Raw genomic sequence first — 17701 nt, 5'->3', positions numbered from 1 at the left:
CCGTCAGCCGATCTGGAGGGCCAGGTAGAAGTCGACCCGGTCCTCCAGCCGGGACAGGTCGCGGCCGGTGAGCTCCTCGATCCGGCCGATCCGGTAGCGCAGCGTGTTGACGTGCACGTGCAGGCCGGCGGCGCAGCGCGTCCAGGAGCCGTCGGCGCGCAGGAACGCCTCCAGGGTGCGGACCAGGTCGGCCTGGTGCTCCCGGTCGTAGGCGGTGACGGGGTCGAGCAGCCGGGCCCGGAAGGCGCGCCGCACTTCGTCGGGGACGGCGGCCAGCAACAGCACGTGGGAGGCGAGTTCCTCCGGTCCGGCGACCCGGATCCGGCCGGTGCGGGCGGCGGCGATGCGGTGGGCGTGCCGGGCCTCCTCCAGGGCGCCGCGCAGGCCGCCGGACCCGGCGGCGGGTGCGCACACGCCGACGGTGATCCGCTGTTCCTCGCCGAGTCCGGCCTCCAGCGGGGCGAGCAGCTCGCGGACGGCGTCGGCGGGGACGGCGCTGTCGGGTGCGGGCAGCACGGCGACGGCGCCGGTCGGGCCGAGGGCGGCGACCAGGGCGCGGTCGGTGTCGCCGCCGAGGGCCTCTTCGAGGATCGGGCGGAGCGCGCCCTCGGGCAGGCCGTCGCTGTCGGCGGACAGCACCAGCCAGTGCGGGTGGTCCTCGCGGGTGGCGGCGTGCAGGGCACGGGCGAGGTCGGCGGGGTCGGCGTCGCGCCGCAGCAGGGTGAGGACCTCGTCGGCGAGCCGGCGGCGGAGCCGGCGGCCCTCGTCGCGGCGGGTGCGTTCGGCGGCGACCAGCCGGGCCAGGTTCTCGGCGAGCTGGCGGCGTTTGGCGGGCCATTCGGCGAGGTCGCCGGCGAGGACGAGGATCCAGTCGGCGAGCGGGGTGCCGTCGGCGGGGTCGGCGGCGGGCAGCAGTGACCAGGGGCCGGTGTCGAGGAGGACCCGGTGCGGGGGCCGGTGCTCGCGCTGCTGGGCGGCGAGGTGGGCGCGGGCGAGGCGGTCGCGGTCGGCGGGGGTGAGGCGGTCGGCGGGTCCGGCGACGACCCGGCCGGTGGGGGTGAGCACCCAGCAGTCCAGGTCGAGGTCGCCGCCGAGCAGGTCGAGGACGGCGTCCAGGCCGCCGGCGCCGGCCGCGGAGACCAGCAGCCGGTGCCGGTCGACGAGGGCGGCGAGGTCGCCGGCGCGGCCGGCGGAGACGTGCCGGCCGACGTATTCGGTGACGGTGCCGAAGGCGATGTCGTCGGGGACGGCGAGCAGTGGCAGCCGGTGGCGGCGGCAGGCGGCGGCGAGGTCCTCGGGGACGGGGCCGACCTCGACCTCGCCGGCGCCGAGGGCGGCGGCGCCGCCGGCCACCAGGGTGCGGACGAAGCGGTCGGAGTCGGCGGGTCCGGTGCGCCACAGCATGCCGGTGAGGACGAGTTCGCCGCCGTGCAGGAACCGGCCGGGGTCCTGGAGGTCGGTGGTCATCACGCCGGTGACCCGACGGTCGAGTTCGTCCTCGCCGGCGAGCAGGCGCAGCCGGGGGGCGCCGGGGGCGAGCAGGTCGCGGACGCGCATGGACGGGCCCTTCCTCGTCGGTGGGGTCAGCGGGGTGGGTGCTGCGGGTGATTCGTGGGGGTGATTCCGGTGCGGGAACGGCCCAGGGTGACCCGGGTGGGCCGGAGGATCGTCCACATTGGACGAACGTACAGGACGGTGCCGCGGGTCATCGTCGGCCCTCATGCCATCGGTGACTGCCGGTGGCCCGGGTCGCGGCGGTTCACTGGCCTGCACGCCGCCGGGCTCCCCGGTCGGGGCAGCAGGGCCCGCGTCCGTCGGCGAGGAGAGGAGTGACCGGATGGAGTTCCTTCGGCCCGCGAGCTGGGAGGAGGCGCTCGCGGCGAAGGCGGGGCTGCCGGGCGCGCTGCCGGTCCAGGGCGGCACGGACGTGATGGTGGAGCTGAACTTCGACGTGCGCCGGCCGCCCGCGGTGCTCGACCTGAACCGGGTCGCCGAGTTGGCGGAGTGGGAGCTGGACGGCGGGTGGGTGCGGCTGGGTGCGGCGGTGCCGTACAGCCGGATCGTCGAGGAGTTGTCGGGTCCGCTGCCGGGTCTGGCGCTGGCGGCGCGGACGGTGGGGTCGCCGCAGATCCGCAACCGGGGCAGTGTCGGCGGCAACCTGGGCGCGGCCTCGCCGGCGGGGGACGCGCATCCGGCGCTGCTGGCCGCGGGGCGGGGGTGCGGGTGGAGGCGCATTCGGTGCGCGGGGTGCGGCTGATCCCGATCGACGAGTTCTTCGTCGGGGTGAAGCGCAACTGCCTGGCCCCGGACGAGCTGATCCGGGCGGTGCGGATCCCGGTGGCGGACGGCCCGCAGCAGTTCTCGAAGGTCGGCACCCGGAACGCGATGGTGATCGCGGTGTGCGCGTTCGCGCTGGCGCTGCATCCGCGGGAGCGGACGGTCGGCACCGGGATCGGTTCGGCGGCGCCGACGCCGCGCCGGGCGGAGCGGGCCGAGGAGTTCCTGCGGGAGGTGCTGGTGTGGGAGTCGCCGGCGCCGCCGGCGGAGGGTGTGGTGCGGCGGTTCGGGGAGCTGGTCGCGGCGGCGGCGGATCCGATCGACGACGTGCGGGGCACGGCCGCGTACCGGCGGCACGCGCTGGCGGTGCTGGCGCGGCGGTCGTTGACGTGGTGTTGGAGCGAGTACGGCGAGCGGCTCGGGAGGGCGGCGTGAGGGTGGTGTTCACCGCGAACGGCCGGCGGGTGGAGGCCGACGACGTGTGGGAGGGCGAGTCGCTGCTGTACGTGCTGCGGGAGCGGGTCGGTCTGCCGGGGTCGAAGAACGCGTGCGAGCAGGGCGAGTGCGGGTCGTGCACGGTGTACCTGGACGGGGTGCCGGTCTGCGCCTGCCTGGTGGCGGCGGGTCAGGTGCAGGGCCGTCAGGTGCGCACCGTGGAGGGCCTGAACGGCCCGGACGGGGCGCTGGCGCCGGTGCAGCAGGCGTTCCTGGACGCGGGGGCGGTGCAGTGCGGTTTCTGCACGCCGGGGCTGCTGGTGCAGACGGATGCGCTGCTGGCGCGGGATCCGCGGCCGTCGGACGCCGACATCCGGGAGGCGCTGTCGGGCAACCTGTGCCGGTGCACCGGCTACGAGAAGATCATGGACGCGGTGCGGCTGGCCGCCTCCCGCATCTCCGGGGCGGAGGACGGGAGGTGACGGCGCGTACGGTGCGGGGCGAGAAGAACCTGCAGAAGATCCACCAGGCTTCCGGGGACGGCATCGGCCGTTCCCCGCAGCGTCCTGACGGGGCGTTGAAGGTGCGGGGCGAGTTCGCCTACTCCTCGGACCTGTGGCACGAGGACATGCTGTGGGGCAGGGCGCTGCGCTCTCCGCACCCGCGGGCGGACATCCTGTCGGTGGACGTGTCGGCGGCGCTGGCGCTGCCGGGGGTGTACGCGGTGCTCACCCACGAGGACATCCCGGGCGCCAAGTTCTACGGGCTGGAGATCGCCGACCAGCCGGCCCTGGCGATCGACAAGGTGCGCTACCAGGGCGAGCCGGTGGCGCTGGTGGCCGCGGACCATCCGGAGACGGCCCGCCGGGCGGCGGAGCGGATCCGGGTGGAGTACCGGGTGCTGGACCCGATCACCACCGAGGAGCAGTGCCTCGACCCGGAGCGGTACGGCTACGTGCACGAGCCGCACGAGTACAAGGCGCTGGCGCGGGGCAACGTCTGCCACGAGCAGCGGGTGGTCTCGGGCCGGGGCGTCACCGACGAGGTGCGGGCGCTGGCGGACGTGGTGGTCTGCGGCGAGTACGAGGTCGGCATGCAGGACCAGGCGTTCCTGGGCCCGGAGTCGGGCCTGGCGGTGCCGGCCGAGGACGGCGGGGTGGACCTGTACGTCGCCACCCAGTGGCTGCACGTGGACCGGCAGCAGATGGCCCCGGTGCTGGCGCTGCCGGAGGAGAAGGTCCGGCTGACGCTGGCCGGGGTGGGCGGCGCGTTCGGCGGCCGGGAGGACCTGTCGATGCAGATCCACGCCTGCCTGCTGGCGCTGCACACCGGGAAGCCGGTCAAGATCGTGTACTCCCGGGACGAGTCGTTCTTCGGGCACGTGCACCGCCACCCGGCGCGGATGCGCTACGAGCACGGGGCCACCCGGGACGGCCGGCTGGTGTTCGCGGACTGCCGGATCGTGCTGGACGGCGGCGCCTACGCCTCGACCTCGCCCGCGGTGGCGGGCAACGCTGCCTCGCTCGGGCACGGCCCGTACGTCATTCCGAACGTCCGGATGCAGGCGGTCGCGCTGTACTCCAACAATCCGCCGTGCGGGGCTATGCGCGGCTTCGGCGCGGTGCAGGCGGCGTTCGGTTACGAGTCGCAGATGGACCGGCTGGCGGCGGCGCTCGGCATGGACCCGGTGGAGCTACGGCAGCTGAACGCCTTCTCGCAGGGCGACTTCATGCCGACCGGGCAGCAGATCGACGCGCCGGCGCCGGTCGCCGAACTGCTCCAGCGGGCCAAGGACCGGCCGCTGCCGCCGCCGCTGGACGCGTCGGACCTGCGCAACCTGCCGGGCGCGCTGTCGAACACCACGCACGGCGAGGGCGTGGTGCGGGGCGTCGGCTACTCGGTGGGCATCAAGAACGTCGGCTTCTCCGAGGGCTTCGACGACTACTCGACGGCCCGGGTCCGGCTGGAGGCGATCGGCGGCGAGCCGGTGGCGATGGTGCACACGGCGGCGGCCGAGGTCGGCCAGGGCGGGGTGACGGTGCACGCCCAGATCGCCCGCACCGAGCTGGGCGTGGAGCGGGTCACCATCCACCCGGCCAACACCGAGATCGGGTCGGCCGGTTCGACCTCGGCGTCCCGGCAGACGTACATGACGGGCGGGGCGGTGAAGCTGGCCGCCGAGGCGGTGCGCGAGGTGCTGTTCGACCGGGGGCGGCGCCGTCACGGCTGGACGCACCGCGATCTGGCGCTGGCCGGCGGCGCGGTGGTGTCGGCGTCGGCGGGCGTGCTGATGCCCTTGGCGGAGCTGCTCGGCGACGAGCCGGTCGAGCAGACCCGGGTGCACCGCCACCGGCCGACCGCGGCGCTGGACCGGGAGACCGGCCAGGGCTTCGGCCACGTCCAGTACAGCTTCTGCGCGAACCGGGCGGTGGTGGACGTGGACGTGGAGCTCGGCCTGGTGAAGCTGGTCGAGCTGACGGCCGTTCAGGACGTCGGCCGGGCGCTGAATCCGCAGGCCGTGGTCGGCCAGATCCACGGCGGCTGCACGCAGGCGATCGGGCTGGCCGTGATGGAGGAGATCGTGCTCGCGGACGGCAAGGTCCGCAACGCCTCGTTCACCGACTACCTGATCCCGACCGTCCTGGACACTCCGTCGATGCCGGTGGAGCTCCTCGAACTCCCCGACCCGAACGCCCCGTACGGGCTGCGCGGCGTCGGCGAGGCCCCCACCGTCTCCGCCACCCCGTCCATCGTGGCGGCGATCCGGCAGGCCACCGGGAAGGCGCTGACCCGCATCCCGGTCCGGCCCGAGCACCTGACCGACACGTCCTGACGAACCGTCATCCTCCCTGACCCCTGGGAACGCACATGGCACAGATCCCGGCGCAGCCCGGCCCCACCCGACGCGGCGCGCTGGACGCGTACTTCCGGATCTCGGCGCGCGGCTCCACCGTGGGCACCGAGGTGCGCGGCGGCCTCACCACCTTCATGGCGATGGCCTACATCATCCTGCTCAACCCGATCATCCTGAGCGGCCCGGACGTCACCGGCCACCGGCTCGACCACGCCCAGGTGACCACGGCCACGGCGCTCGCCGCGGCCGTCACCACGATCGTGATGGGCGTGGTCGGCAACGTGCCGCTGGCGCTGGCCGCCGGCCTGTCGGTGTCCGGGGTGATCTCCGCGCTGGTGGCGCCGCACACGACCTGGCCGCAGGCGATGGGCCTGTGCGTGATCTACGGCCTGCTGATCGTGCTGCTGGTGGTCTCCGGGCTGCGCGAGAAGATCATGAACGGCATTCCGCTGCCGCTGAAGTACGCGATCACCATCGGCATCGGCCTGTTCATCTCGATCGTCGGCTTCTACAAGGCCGGGTTCGTGCACACCGGCGGCCCGACGCCGCTCTCGCTCGGCCCGTTCGGCGAGTTGGAGGGCTGGCCGGTACTGCTGTTCACGCTGACCCTGCTGACCGTGTTCGTCCTGCTGGCCCGGGGGGTGCGCGGGGCGATCCTGATCGGCCTGGCGGCGGGCACCGTGGTGGCGATGGTGGTGCACAAGGCCGCCGGGCTGACCGCCGAGGACTGGGGCGGCTCCGCGCCGGTGTGGCCCGGATCGCCGGTCGCCGCCCCGGACTTCGGCCTGTTCGGGGACGTCGACGTGTTCGGCGCGTTCGGCCGGCAGGGCATGGGGGCGATCAGTGCGACCGTCGCCGTGTTCACCCTGGTGCTGGCCGGGTTCTTCGACGCGATGGCCACCATCATCGGCGTCGGCACCGAGGCCGGGCTCGCCGACGCGAAGGGCCGGATGCCGGGCCTGTCGAAGGCGCTGTTCATCGACGGTGCGGGCGGCGCGATCGGCGGGGTGGCCGGGGCGTCCGGGCAGACCGTGTTCCTGGAGTCGGCGACCGGCGTCGGCGACGGCGCCCGTACCGGCCTGGCCTCCACCGTGACCGGCGCGGTGTTCGCCCTGATGCTGTTCTTCTCGCCGCTCGCCGCGATCGTGCCGGTGCAGGTCGCCGCGGCGGCGCTGGTGGTGATCGGCTCGCTGATGATGAGTCAGGCCCGGCTGATCGACTGGTCGGACCGGGAGGTCGCCGTCCCCGCGTTCCTGACCAGCGTCGTGATGCCGTTCACCTACAGCATCACGGCGGGCGTCGCGGCCGGCGTCGTCTCCTACACGGTGGTGAAGGCCGGCACCGGCAAGTGGCGCGAGCCGGGCGTGCTGATGTGGGTCCTCACCTTCGTGTTCGTCGTCTACTTCGCGCTCGCCCCGATCAAGTCCTGGCTGGGCGTCCACTGACGCCCCGTCACCCTTCGCGAAGGAGCAGCCCGTGCGGGACATCGCCGCGCACCTCCGCGCCTGGCAGGCCGCCGGGCGCCCGTTCGCCGTGGCCTCGGTGGTCGCCGCCTCGGGCAGCGCGCCGCGCGAGCCGGGCGCGGCGCTGGCCGTCGACGCGGACAGCGAGGCGGTCGGCTCGATCTCGGGCGGCTGCGTGGAGGGCGCGGTGTACGAGCTCTGCCGGCAGGCCATGGCCTCCGGCACGCCGGTGCTGGAGCACTTCGGCTACAGCGACGAGGACGCCTTCGCGGTCGGCCTGGCCTGCGGCGGTTCGCTGGACGTCTTCGTCCACCCGGTGGCGCCGGGCGCCGTCCCGGGCCTGTCCGCCGCGCTGCCGCTGGTCTCCTCGGGGACGCCCGTCGCGCTGGCCCGGGTCGTCGACGGCCCGCCGGCCGAGCTCGGCGCCGCGCTCGCCGTGACCTCCGGCGCGGAGTTCGGGGCCCTGCCGTTCGACGCGGCCGGCCAGGTCCGGGCGATGCTCGCCGCCGGGCGGACCGGGCTGCTCCGGGTCGGCCCGGCCGTCCTGTTCGTCGAGTCGTACGTCCCGCCGCCGCGGATGCTGGTCTTCGGGGCGGTCGACTTCGCGGCCGCGCTGGTCCGGCTCGGCTCCTTCCTCGGCTACCGGGTGACGGTCTGCGACGCCCGGCCGGTGTTCGCCACGCCGCGCCGCTTCCCCGACGCGGACGAGGTCGTGGTGGACTGGCCGCACCGCTACCTCGACGCGCAGGCGGCCGGGCTCGACCCGCGCACCGTCCTGTGCGTCCTGACCCACGACGCCAAGTTCGACCTCCCGCTGCTGGAGCGGGCCCTGCGCCTCCCGGTGGCCTACGTGGGCGCGATGGGCTCGCGCCGCACCCACCGGGACCGCGTCGCGAAGCTCCGTCAGGCCGGGCTCACCGAGGCCGAGTTGGCCCGCCTGCACTCCCCCATCGGCCTGGACCTCGGTGCCCGCACCCCCGAGGAGACGGCCGTCTCCATCGCCGCCGAGATCGTCGCCCGCACCCGCGGCGGCACCCACCTGCCGCTCACCACCACCACGGGGCCGATCCACCGCGCCCCCGCCGGGTGAGCCGCCCGGGTTCCTGGGCCGCGCAGCGGCAGGGCCGCTGACGGCCGGTCAGGAGTCGAAGGCCCGGGTCGCGCCGTACGTCCCGGCGTCCTCCAGGACGACCGGGCTGGCCGGGCGGGGCACGCCCAGCTCCTCCCGGGCGGCCGGCAGGCCGGTGGGGAGCATCGGGGCCACCGCCTGGAACATCGCCCACACCGCCGAGCCGCGGTAGTCGGCGAACTCCTCGGTGGCGCGCAACCACAGGGCGCCGGACGGGAGTTCCTCGGCCTCGGCCAGGCCCGCCCCGGCGTGGGCGGCGGGGCCGCCGTGCTCGGCCGCCAGCTGCCGCGGCACGACGGTGATCCAGTCGTAGCCGCGGAGGATCCGCCGGGCGTCGTCGTAGGTGTCGCCCAGGTCGCGCAGGCCGAGCGCGTGCTCCAGTTCGGTGCGGGTCGGCTCGCCGCCGTGGCCGACGGACCCGAACACCGGGTCGGCCGCGGCCGCCGCGTCGCGGATGCTCCCCACCACGGCCGCGGCCAGCTCGGCGGTGACCGGGGTGCTGATCCGCAGGACCGCCCACCGCTCGTCGGCGTCGTCCCGCCAGGCCCAGAGGTGGCAGAGCACCTCGATCCGGAGGCCGCCCTGCCCGACGATGCCGGCCGTCGCGGTCACCGTCCGGCCCTCGGCCGCCCGTTCGGCGAGCCACTCCAGGTTCTCCGGGCTGTACGGGCGGTGCTGGTGGATGCCGCCGAGTTCCAGCGAGGCCGCCGACAGCTGGATCAGGCCGGCGAGCGCCCCGCCGTGGACCTGCCCGGCCGGCCCGGCCGCGAGCTCCTCGACCCGGGACTTCAGCGGGCCCTCGACCCGGCCGATCGCCTCGCGGAGGAACCGCAGCACCAGCGCGCCGTACTCCTCGGGGCTTCCGACGTCCACCAGCAGGTCGCCGTTCAGCCGGGCCCGGTCGGCGCCGGGGCGGGGTCCGGTCGGCGTCACAGCGTCGCTCCCAGCGGGCGGTCCGGCCGGGAGCCGGGGAGGACCCAGGCGACGGCGGAGGCGTTGTGGGTGAGGAAGGGGGTGAGGGCGTCCTTCTCGGCGAGGCGGTTCTGCACCCGGGTGAAGAGCGCGGGGTCGCGCATGAAGGCGCAGAACAGCAGGCCGCGGTCGGCCGGGCCGTCGTCGTAGGAGTAGCCGCGGCGGAGCATCCGGGCGCCGCCGTCCAGCCGGGGGCTGCTGAGGCGGACGTGGGAGTCGGCGGGGATGATGTACGACCCGTCGGGGTGCTTGGCGTAGATGTCGGGGTCGTCGCGTTCGGCGGTGCCGGTGAGCGGGGCTCCGGTGGTCAACCGGCGTCCCATCGCCAGTTCCTGACCGGCCGTCGGGAGGGCGGCGAAGGCGGCGGTGTCCATCCGGATCCGGCGGTAGACCAGGATCGTGCCGTCGGCGTTCCACAGGCCCGGGTCGGCGGCGTCGGGGTTGGCGGTGCCGTCCTTGAAGCCGAACAGGTTGCGCGGGGTCTCGCCGCCGGGGACGGGCGGCAGGAAGCCGGCCTGGCTCCACCGGACGGCGGCGGGCTTCGCCGCCGACACCAGATGCTCCGTCAGCACGCCGACGGTCCACGGGTGTTCGGCGGAGACCTGGAGCAGGAGGTCGCCGCCGCTGCGCGCCGGGTCGAGCCGGTCGCCGGGGAAGGCGGGCAGGTCGGCGAGCTCCGCGGGCAGGTCGAGCTTCAGCCGGGCAGCCAGCGCGGCGCCGACGGCGGCCAGCGAGGAGACCGGCGCGGCGCCGGACAGCCGCGGGTCGGCGAGGGTGCCGGCGGAGGCGGCGGCCAGCACCTTGTCGAGCCCGGCGAGCAGGCCACGCAGCGTGTCCCGCGTCGCGTCGACGGGCAGGTCGAGCGCCAGCAGCCTGGTGGACGGGAGTTGGCGGTACGTCAGGCCGGACTGCCGCGCCCCGTGGTGCGCAACGGCGGCCGCCGCCGGGGCGGCGGCGGGCGGCGCGGCGCGGTCGCGGCCGAGGGCGGTGGCGGTCGCCGCGCCCGCCCGGCGGCCAGCACGGCGCCGGCGGACAGCAGGGCGCGGCGGCCGATCCGCGGCCGGACCGAGGCGCCGCTGTCCTGCGGATTCCCCCGTTCGATGTGCATGGCCGCTATTGCAGACGATAGAACACGCTTCATGCAACTCCTCCACGATTTCCGCCCGTTGGTACGCCGACGTTCCGGTCCGGGCCGGTTCCGGATCGGCGCCTTGCTGCTGGCCCTGCTGCTTCCGGCCCTGGCCGCCTGCTCCTCCTCGGCGGCGCCGTCCGCCGACCGCCACCCGGAGGGCACGGTGCTGCGGGTGCCCGAGGACTTCCCGACCGTGCAGCGGGCGGTGGACACCGCCGTCCCGGGTGACCTGGTGCTGGTGCACCCGGGCGTGTACAAGGAGAGCGTCCGGATCACCAAGCCCCGGATCGTGCTGCGCGGTTCGGACCGCAACACGGTGGTGTTCGACGGCGACCTGAAGCTGATCAACGGGATCACCGTGACCGGCGCGGGCAGCGTGGTCGAGAACCTGACGGTGCACGGCTACCTGGCCAACGGCGTGCTGTTCACCGGAGTCACCGACGAGAAGCTCCAGCGCCACGGCGCGGGCGGCTCCGCCTACGACCCGCTGGACACCACCCGCTTCCCCGCCGTGCAGGGCTTCCGGGCCAGCCGGGTGACCTCGTACGGGAACGCCCTGTACGGCATCTACGCCTTCGACGCGCGCGGCGGGATCATCGAGGAGTCGTACGCCTCGGGGCAGGCCGACTCGGGCATCTACGTCGGCCAGTGCAAGCCCTGCGACACCCTGGTGCGCGGGAACACGGTGGAGCGCAACGCCGTCGGCATCGAGATCACCAACGCCTCGGAGAACCTCACCGTGGTGGGCAACCGGGTGGTGAACAACCGGGTCGGCGTGACCGTCAACTCCAATGACCTGGAGTCGCTGGCCCCGCAGCACGCCGCGGTGATCGCGGGCAACGTGGTCGCCGACAACAACTCGGCGGACTCCCCGCAGCAGGCCGACGGCGGCTTCGGCATCGGGATCGGCATCGGCGGCGGCACCGACAACCGGGTCGAACGCAACCTGGTCCGCGGCAACCGGTCCGCGGGCGTCGTGGTCACCGACCCGCCCGGGCACCCCGCCTCCGGCAACCGGGTGACCGGGAACGCGACCACCGGCAACGGCGTGGACCTGGTCAGTTCGGCCGCCGACCCGAGCAACTGCTTCACCGGCAACGGCCCGGCCGTGCAGAGCCCCGCCGAGCTGGAACGGCTGGCCGCCTGCGGCGCGAGCGGCGGCGGCAAGGTCCCGGCGGGTCGGGCCGCCGGCGTGCAGCCCCCGCCCGGGATGGCCTTCAACGCCGTGCCGGTGCCGCCCGCGCAGCCCTCCATGGCCGACCCGAACGCCCCGGCCGTGCCCGCCGTGGACCTGCCGGGCAAGGTCGACCCGGACAGCTACCCGCTGCCCGCCGGGGTCTGACGGCACCTCAGCCCGCCGTCGCCCAGGGCGCCTCGGGCAGCTTCGCCCCGGCGTCCCGGCCACCGAGCTCCAGGGTGGCCGGGGTGCCGAGGCCCGCCATCCGCATGGTGACCCGGCGCAGGCCGCCGTCGGCGTCGATCCAGTAGGTGATCGGCGAGGTGCCGGTCTCCTTGTCCGCGGCGTCCCGCGAGCGCGGGCCGGCGATCCGGTCGTAGTCGCGGCCGTCGATCCGGTCCCGGCCGAGCCAGCGCGGACCGGACTGGACCAGCAGCAGCGGGTTGTCGGGGCGGTCCGCGCCCAGTTGGATCAGCATGTTCAGCCCCGCGTCCAGCGGGTCGGTGCCGTAACTGCGCGAGGTCCAGCCGCTGCGCGGCACGTGCTCGGCCTGCTCCCAGGCCGGGCCGGTGGCGCCCGCGGCCTGCTTGGCCAGGCCCAGACCGCCGGCGTCCCACACCACCAGGCCCTGGTCGACGGCGCCGTCCTTGCCGGTGACGGTGTAGCTGCCCGCCGCGTGCTTGCTGCGGTAGTCCACCACGCCCTGCACCTCGACCACCATGCCGTCGCCCTCCTGCGCCTTCAACGTCACCCGCACCGGGCTGGCCTGATAGAGGTTCAGCCGGGACAGCGCCAGCCGGGACGCCTCGTCGGTGCTCAGCGGACGGCTCTCCTCCCCGCTCCCCGCCAGTTGCCAGGCCGTCACCCCGCCGCCCGCGAGCACGGCCGCCACCACGGCGGTGACGATCACGCTGCGCCGGGACGGTCGCTTCTTGTCGGATGCCATCGGGATGTCTCGCTCCTCGGTGCGGATGGGTGGTGCGCGGTGCGGGTGGGCCGTCGGGCCGTGTGCGGTGCGGAATTCGGGAAGGGGCCCCGGGAGAGTATCCCGGGGCCCCTCCGTTCACTGACCGTGCGTCAGTTGCTGCGCCGCTTGCGGACGGCGATCAGCAGGCCGGCGCCGGCCACCAGCAGTGCGGTGCCGCCGATCAGCGCGTACTTCAGGGTGGTGCTGTCCGTGCCGGTGAACGCCAGGCCGCCCGAGGGCTGCGACGGGGCCGGAGCGGCCGGCGTCGGGGTCGGGGTGGGCGCCGGGGTGGTGGGCGGCGGCGGGGGGACGAGCTTGTTGACGGCGGTGGTGGTGACGCCGGCCTCCAGGTGCTCGTCGTCGAGGACGACGGGGCCCAGGACCGGCTGCTCCGGCGTCTGGTAGCCCTTGGGCGGGGTGACCTCCTGCCAGTAGTACGTGCCCTGGTCGGTGACGGTCCGGCAGGTGCCGTCCGCGCCGGTGGTGCACGGCTCGCCGACCTTCGCGTCCGCCGTGTCGCCGTCCTGCTGGAGGCCGTCGGACTTGCCCGACTCGCGCCACAGCTGGAACACCGCCCCGGGCAGCGGCTTGCCGTCCTGGTCGTTCTTGACCAGGCGCAGCTCGCCCTGCTGCCGGCTGAATCCGAAGTCGAAGGTGTGGTCGTTCTGGCCGGGGCCGCCCGTGGTCAGCGCCCGCTCGACGTACTTCCCGCCCTTCGGGACCGTGCCGTCCGAGTCGACGGCGCGGTCGGCGCCGACGTTCGCCTTGGTCGGAACCCAGTGGAACAGCGGGCCGCCCTTGGCGTAGTCCGCCGCGTTGTCGAGCCGGATGGTGTAGGCCGTCTTCGGCTTCAGACCGCCCGTCACGTTGGTGTCGTCGAAGTAGTACTCGCCGCGCGCGGTGGTCTTCGTGGTGCCGACCTTCTTGCCGTCCGCGTCGTACAGGTTGACGGTCGCGCCCGGCACCGGCTTCTGCTGCGGCAGTTGCAGGCCGGAGCGCTCCGGGTCGTACCAGACCCGGTTGCCGATCTGCAGCGGCGCCCGGTCGCAGAGCACCTCCAGGTCCGCCATCGCCGCGCCCTTGCCGAAGCGCGAGCGGCCGTCGGACAGCTCCTGGCCGAGGCCCGGGTCGGGGCCGCCGGTGCGGAGGGTGAACATGGTGCCGGCGGTGACGATGTTGTTGGAGACGTCGTAGCCGGAGGTGGCGATCGAGTTCTCCACCTTGGACAGCGCCATGCCCGCGAAGGTCGGGTACGGGTGGCCGTTCGGGTAGGGGCGGTCCAGGTCGAAGAAGCCCTGGTTGCGGGTGGTGCTCCCGCAGCCGAGGTTGACGTCCAGCACGTATGAGTCGCCGGACTTGCAGGCCTTGTTGAGGTCGGCGGAGGCGAGCACGTAGACGAAGCCGTTCGGCAGCGGCTGGCCGTTCGCCGGGGCGGCGGCGGCCTGGTCGGCGTACCGGTCCCGGAAGGACAGCAGCATCGAGCCGTCGGTCTCGAAGCCGATCTCGCCGAGCTCGGGCTCCGGGTTGAGGCCGCAGGTGGTGCCGTTGGGACCGGGCTCGCCGTCCTGCCACGGGTACCAGTAGTAGCCGGCGCAGGCGGTCGCGGGCGTGCCGCGGTGGTCGAGCGGCTGGTTCAGCACGGCCGCGCCGAACTCGCCGGTGGCCGGGTCGAAGGGCAGCACGACCGCCCGCAGGTCGGTGATCTTCTGGGTGGACTGGCCGGAGCAGACGCCGCCGACGTAGCCGGTGCCGTCCTGCATGCCGAGGCCGAACGGCCGCCAGTCCGCCGCCGACGGACAGTCGGGAGTGGGGATGGTGTACACGGCCTTCGGCCGGTCGGCCGTCGCCGCGGTGGCGTCGTACCGGTACAGCTTGCGGTCGTGGAGGTTGACCACGTACAGGTCGCGGTTGTCCTCGGTGAGCTTCAGCCCGCCGAGGCTCTCCTTGCCGACCGCCGTCATGAAGCCGGCGTCGTTGGCGTCGCCGTGCGCGGTGGCGCCGGCGTTCGGGACGGTGGCGAACAGCGCGGTGGCCTTGGTCGCCGGGTCGGTGACGTAGATCGCGCCCGGGCCGCCGGGGCCGTAGACGGTGGCGCGCTTGGCCTGGGCGGAGCTGAACAGCCGCTGGTCGTCCCGGTTCCAGGCGATGCCGAAGACGTTCCCGGTGTCGGCGATCGTGCCGATGTCGGTGACGTCCTTGTTCACGCCGCGGGACTGGTAGGGGAAGGTCAGCAGGGTGCGCCGGCCCGCCGGCTCGCCGGTGGCGGGCTGGCAGGCGGTGGCCAGCGGGGCGTTCTGCTGGCAGTAGTCCGCCGGGTTCCACAGTCCGGTGATCAGCTTGGCCTGCTTGCCCGCCGAGAGGTCGACGAACTCCTCGTTGCTGCTGAGCCGGTTGGGCGCCGTCAGGCCCTCGCGGGCGGCGAACGCCGGGTACAGCACGCCCGGCTTCGGATTGACCACCTCCACGCGGTACTTGCCGCTGGCGGTCGACTTGGCGGGCTTCAGCGTCACCGTGCCGTCGGCGGCGGTGACGGCGGTGCGCACCGCGCCGTCCTCGCCGGTCAGGGTGACCGTCACCCCGGCCATGCCCGGCTCCAGGGCCGGGGTCCACGTCCCGCTCTCGTCCACCGCGCGCACCACCTGCACCGTCACCGACCCGTCGGCGGCCAGCGGCGAGGCGGACGGGGCGGTGACCGCGGCGGTGGCGGCGAGGGCCGCCACCACGGCGGCGGCCCGGGCGGCCGTCCGCCGGCCCGCGCGTGGCGCGGGCGCTCGGGTTTCCTGTTCTGTCTGGGTCATGCCCTGCTCTCGTCGTCAGGAAGGCACGCCGAACCCCCGCAGCAGGTTCACCGATTCGGTCCCGCGCACTCCTCGTTTGGCCGAATATTATGCGGAATGGACACATCCGGCTTACCGAACAGCCAAATTGACACTGCGTCAGGAAGCATGAGCGATCAGTTTCGTGCGCCCCCGCGCCCCGACGCGCCCCCGCTGCGCGACTCCTCCCGCACCCCCGCGACCCCGGCCCACATGCCCGTTCCGGCCCGAGCCCCGCCCCGAGCGGCCGGCCGGTCCCGGCCGTCGACCGTCCCGGTGCGCCTTTCCCGCCCGTCAAAACCTGCCTTTACCGCCAAGTCGACTTCTGGCCAACTGCGGTGGCGCCCCGATTCGATTCCCCGTCCCGCCGGCCGCCGCGTGCCTGAGCGCGCACAGCTTCGCGCACTCCGTGCCGGGTGGGGCCGCGGCGGCCGGATCGGCGGATCCGTCGGGAGAGGCTGGGGGTGGAAGAGAACCGCACCCCGCGGCCGCGGGTGTGCGGTCCGGCGACGACGGAAGTTGGGATCCGCATGACTCTCGTCCTGGACACCTGCGAGGTACCCGAGGACACCCGCCTCGAGGCCTGGACCGGCGCACTGTCGCAGGCGCTCGTCCCGGTCAAGGTGACGGCCACCGGCCCCGGTTCGGAGCTCGGCCTGCTCCGCTCGCACCCGCTCGGCCACCTGCGCACGGTGGCGCTGGACGGCGGGCCGCAGCGGATCAGCCGCCCGCCGAGCCTGTGCCGCCCCGAGCCCGGCGGGCGCTTCGCCCTCGCCCTCTGCCTCGACGGGGAGGCGGTCTTCACCCAGGCCGGGCACACCGCCTGGCCCGGCCCGGACGAGATCGTGGTGATCGACCTGGCCCGCCCCTTCGCGCTGAACTTCCCGCAGCGGTTCCGCCTCGGCCTGGTCCACCTCCCGCAGCGCACCCTCGGCAGCCCCCGCACCCTGGAACGCCTCGCCGGGTCCACCCTCCGCCCCGACGACGGCACGGTGACGATGCTGCGCCTGCTGCTCACCCATGTGCTGGACGGCGCGGCCCGGTTCGGCCCGATCGCCGCCGCTCGGCTCGGCGGGCACGTCGCCGACCTGGTCGACGCCATCGCCTTCGAGCGGGACCAGGAACCGGCCTCCGCGCGCGAACACCTGCTCGCCCGGGCCGGCGAGTACATCGACGCCCACCTGGGCCGCCCCGACCTCGGCCCGGAGTCGGTCGCCCGCGCCCTGCGGATCTCCGTCCGCTACCTGCACCGGCTGTTCGAGGGCGAGGAGTTGACGATCACCCGGCTGATCCTGCAACGCCGTGTCGAGGCCTGCGCCCGGGCCCTGGAACGCCACGGCCCGTACGGCCCCACCCTGGCCGAACTCGCCCGCCGGCACGGCTTCAGCAGCGCCTCCCACTTCAGCCGCGCCTTCCGCGCCGCGTACGGCGTCACCCCGAGCCAGTGGCGCGGCCGCCGCGGCAGCACGCCTGCGGCGCCCGGCAGCGACGCCGCCTGAGCCCACCCGCCGCCGTCCGTCCTGCGCACCGCTCCCGTAAGCTCGGCAGCTCCCCGTCACCCGCGGGGCCGGTGACCAGGACGAACGGCGGGCTGGAGCGGAATGGAACTGCGGCAGATGGAGGTCGTCGTCGCGGTCGCCGAGGCGGGCGGCTTCACCGCGGCGGCCCGGCGGCTGCACGTGGTGCAGTCGGCGGTGTCCGGCACCGTCCGCGCCCTGGAGAAGGAACTCGGCGTCCAGCTCTTCGAACGCACCACGCACCGGGTCGCCCTGACCCCCGCCGGCGAGGCCTTCGTCCCGGCCGCCCGCAACGCGCTGCGCGCGGCCGAGCTGGCCCGCTCGGCCGCGGACGAGGCGCGGGGCGTGCTGCGGGGCGTCCTCACCATCGGCACCATGCAGGGCGTCTGGCTCGGCCTGGACCGCGTCCTCGCCGAACTCCGCACCGAGCACCCCGGCCTGACGATACGCCTGCACCAGGCCGCGGCCGCCGACATCCGCACCGGCCTGCGCGACGGCACCGTGGACGCGGCCGTCGTCGCCTTCGACCGCCAGCAGCAGCGCGGCCTGACGGTCCGTTCCCTCGCCTGCGAACCGATGGTCCTGGCCGCCTCGCCCGCCCGCGCCTTCGCCCACCGCGACCGCGTCCGCTACGACGAACTCGCGGCCCTCCCCTTCGTCGACTTCGCCCCCGGCTGGGCCGTCCGCGCCGCGGTCGACCGCGCCTTCCGCGCCGCAGCCGCCGAACGGACCCCGGCCTTCGAGGTCAACGACATCGTCGCCGCCGCCGAACTGGTCCGCCACGACCTGGGCGTGTGCATCCTCCCCGAATCCATTGCCGCCCGCTTCCCCGACCTCGCCCTCCGCCGCTTCACCACCGGCCAACCCCGCTGGGACATCGCCGCCGTCCACCCCTCCGGCACCCCCTCCCCACCGGTCGCCGCCCTCCTCCGCCACCTCGGCTGAACAGCACCCGCCCACCG

12 protein-coding genes and 1 pseudogene are annotated in these 17701 nt (G+C 74.7%); 8 read left to right on the top strand and 5 right to left on the bottom strand.

The features are described from left to right. Positions 1–3 precede the first annotated feature (3 nt). Positions 4–1557, bottom strand: coding sequence for a PucR family transcriptional regulator (locus tag KCH_RS30800; protein ID WP_035868374.1), 1554 nt, complete (start codon positions 1555–1557; stop codon positions 4–6). A gap of 280 nt (positions 1558–1837) precedes the next feature. On the opposite strand from KCH_RS30800, the pseudogene KCH_RS30795 reads away from it, so the two are divergent. The 5 genes and pseudogenes from KCH_RS30795 to KCH_RS30775 all read left to right on the top strand — a co-directional run bounded on the left by KCH_RS30795 (position 1838) and on the right by KCH_RS30775 (position 8119). After that, positions 1838–2712: pseudogene (locus KCH_RS30795) on the top strand (FAD binding domain-containing protein). After that, complete coding sequence (locus tag KCH_RS30790) at positions 2709–3194, top strand: (2Fe-2S)-binding protein (RefSeq protein ID WP_035868371.1); 486 nt, start codon at positions 2709–2711, stop codon at positions 3192–3194. Before KCH_RS30795 ends, KCH_RS30790 begins: the two are co-directional and overlap by 4 nt. Continuing rightward, the gene (pucD, locus tag KCH_RS30785; protein WP_084224018.1) at positions 3191–5545 is read left to right on the top strand and encodes a xanthine dehydrogenase subunit D; all 2355 of its coding nucleotides are present in this window, start codon (positions 3191–3193) and stop codon (positions 5543–5545) included. Before KCH_RS30790 ends, pucD begins: the two co-directional genes overlap by 4 nt. Positions 5546–5580: 35 nt before the next feature. Next, positions 5581–7011 carry an NCS2 family permease gene (locus KCH_RS30780; protein ID WP_035868368.1) on the top strand — a complete coding sequence of 477 codons (1431 nt, stop codon included), beginning with the start codon at positions 5581–5583 and terminating at the stop codon, positions 7009–7011. 31 nt (positions 7012–7042) lie between these two features. Continuing rightward, complete coding sequence (locus KCH_RS30775) at positions 7043–8119, top strand: XdhC family protein (protein WP_035868365.1); 1077 nt, start codon at positions 7043–7045, stop codon at positions 8117–8119. A 48-nt stretch (positions 8120–8167) separates the two neighbouring features. On the opposite strand, the gene KCH_RS30770 is transcribed toward KCH_RS30775, so the two are convergent. Then, positions 8168–9091 carry a hypothetical protein gene (locus KCH_RS30770; protein ID WP_035868362.1) on the bottom strand — a complete coding sequence of 308 codons (924 nt, stop codon included), beginning with the start codon at positions 9089–9091 and terminating at the stop codon, positions 8168–8170. Continuing rightward, entirely contained in the window at positions 9088–10284 is a 1197-nt protein-coding gene (locus tag KCH_RS30765) for a Dyp-type peroxidase (protein ID WP_244305498.1), read from the bottom strand. The genes KCH_RS30770 and KCH_RS30765 overlap by 4 nt, the downstream gene beginning before the upstream one ends. Before the next feature lie 57 nt (positions 10285–10341). Between KCH_RS30765 and KCH_RS30760 the strand changes: the two genes are divergently transcribed. Further along, the gene (locus tag KCH_RS30760; RefSeq protein ID WP_244305497.1) at positions 10342–11604 is read left to right on the top strand and encodes a right-handed parallel beta-helix repeat-containing protein; all 1263 of its coding nucleotides are present in this window, start codon (positions 10342–10344) and stop codon (positions 11602–11604) included. A 7-nt stretch (positions 11605–11611) separates the two neighbouring features. Here KCH_RS30760 and KCH_RS30755 read toward each other — a convergent pair whose 3' ends face one another. Then, a complete protein-coding gene (locus KCH_RS30755; RefSeq protein WP_051653635.1) occupies positions 11612–12385 on the bottom strand; it encodes a hypothetical protein in 774 nt (257 codons plus the stop codon). A 131-nt stretch (positions 12386–12516) separates the two neighbouring features. Further along, complete coding sequence (locus tag KCH_RS30750) at positions 12517–15204, bottom strand: SdrD B-like domain-containing protein (RefSeq protein WP_035868358.1); 2688 nt, start codon at positions 15202–15204, stop codon at positions 12517–12519. A 548-nt stretch (positions 15205–15752) separates the two neighbouring features. Between KCH_RS30750 and KCH_RS30745 the strand changes: the two genes are divergently transcribed. Both KCH_RS30745 and KCH_RS30740 read left to right on the top strand, forming a co-directional pair. Then, complete coding sequence (locus KCH_RS30745; RefSeq protein ID WP_051653634.1) at positions 15753–16721, top strand: helix-turn-helix domain-containing protein; 969 nt, start codon at positions 15753–15755, stop codon at positions 16719–16721. A 102-nt stretch (positions 16722–16823) separates the two neighbouring features. Continuing rightward, complete coding sequence (locus tag KCH_RS30740; RefSeq protein ID WP_035868355.1) at positions 16824–17684, top strand: LysR family transcriptional regulator; 861 nt, start codon at positions 16824–16826, stop codon at positions 17682–17684. Positions 17685–17701: the final 17 nt, after the last annotated feature.

The organism is Kitasatospora cheerisanensis KCTC 2395, assembly GCF_000696185.1.
GTDB lineage: Bacteria > Actinomycetota > Actinomycetes > Streptomycetales > Streptomycetaceae > Kitasatospora > Kitasatospora cheerisanensis.
This window is presented reverse-complemented; position numbering and strand designations above follow the sequence as displayed.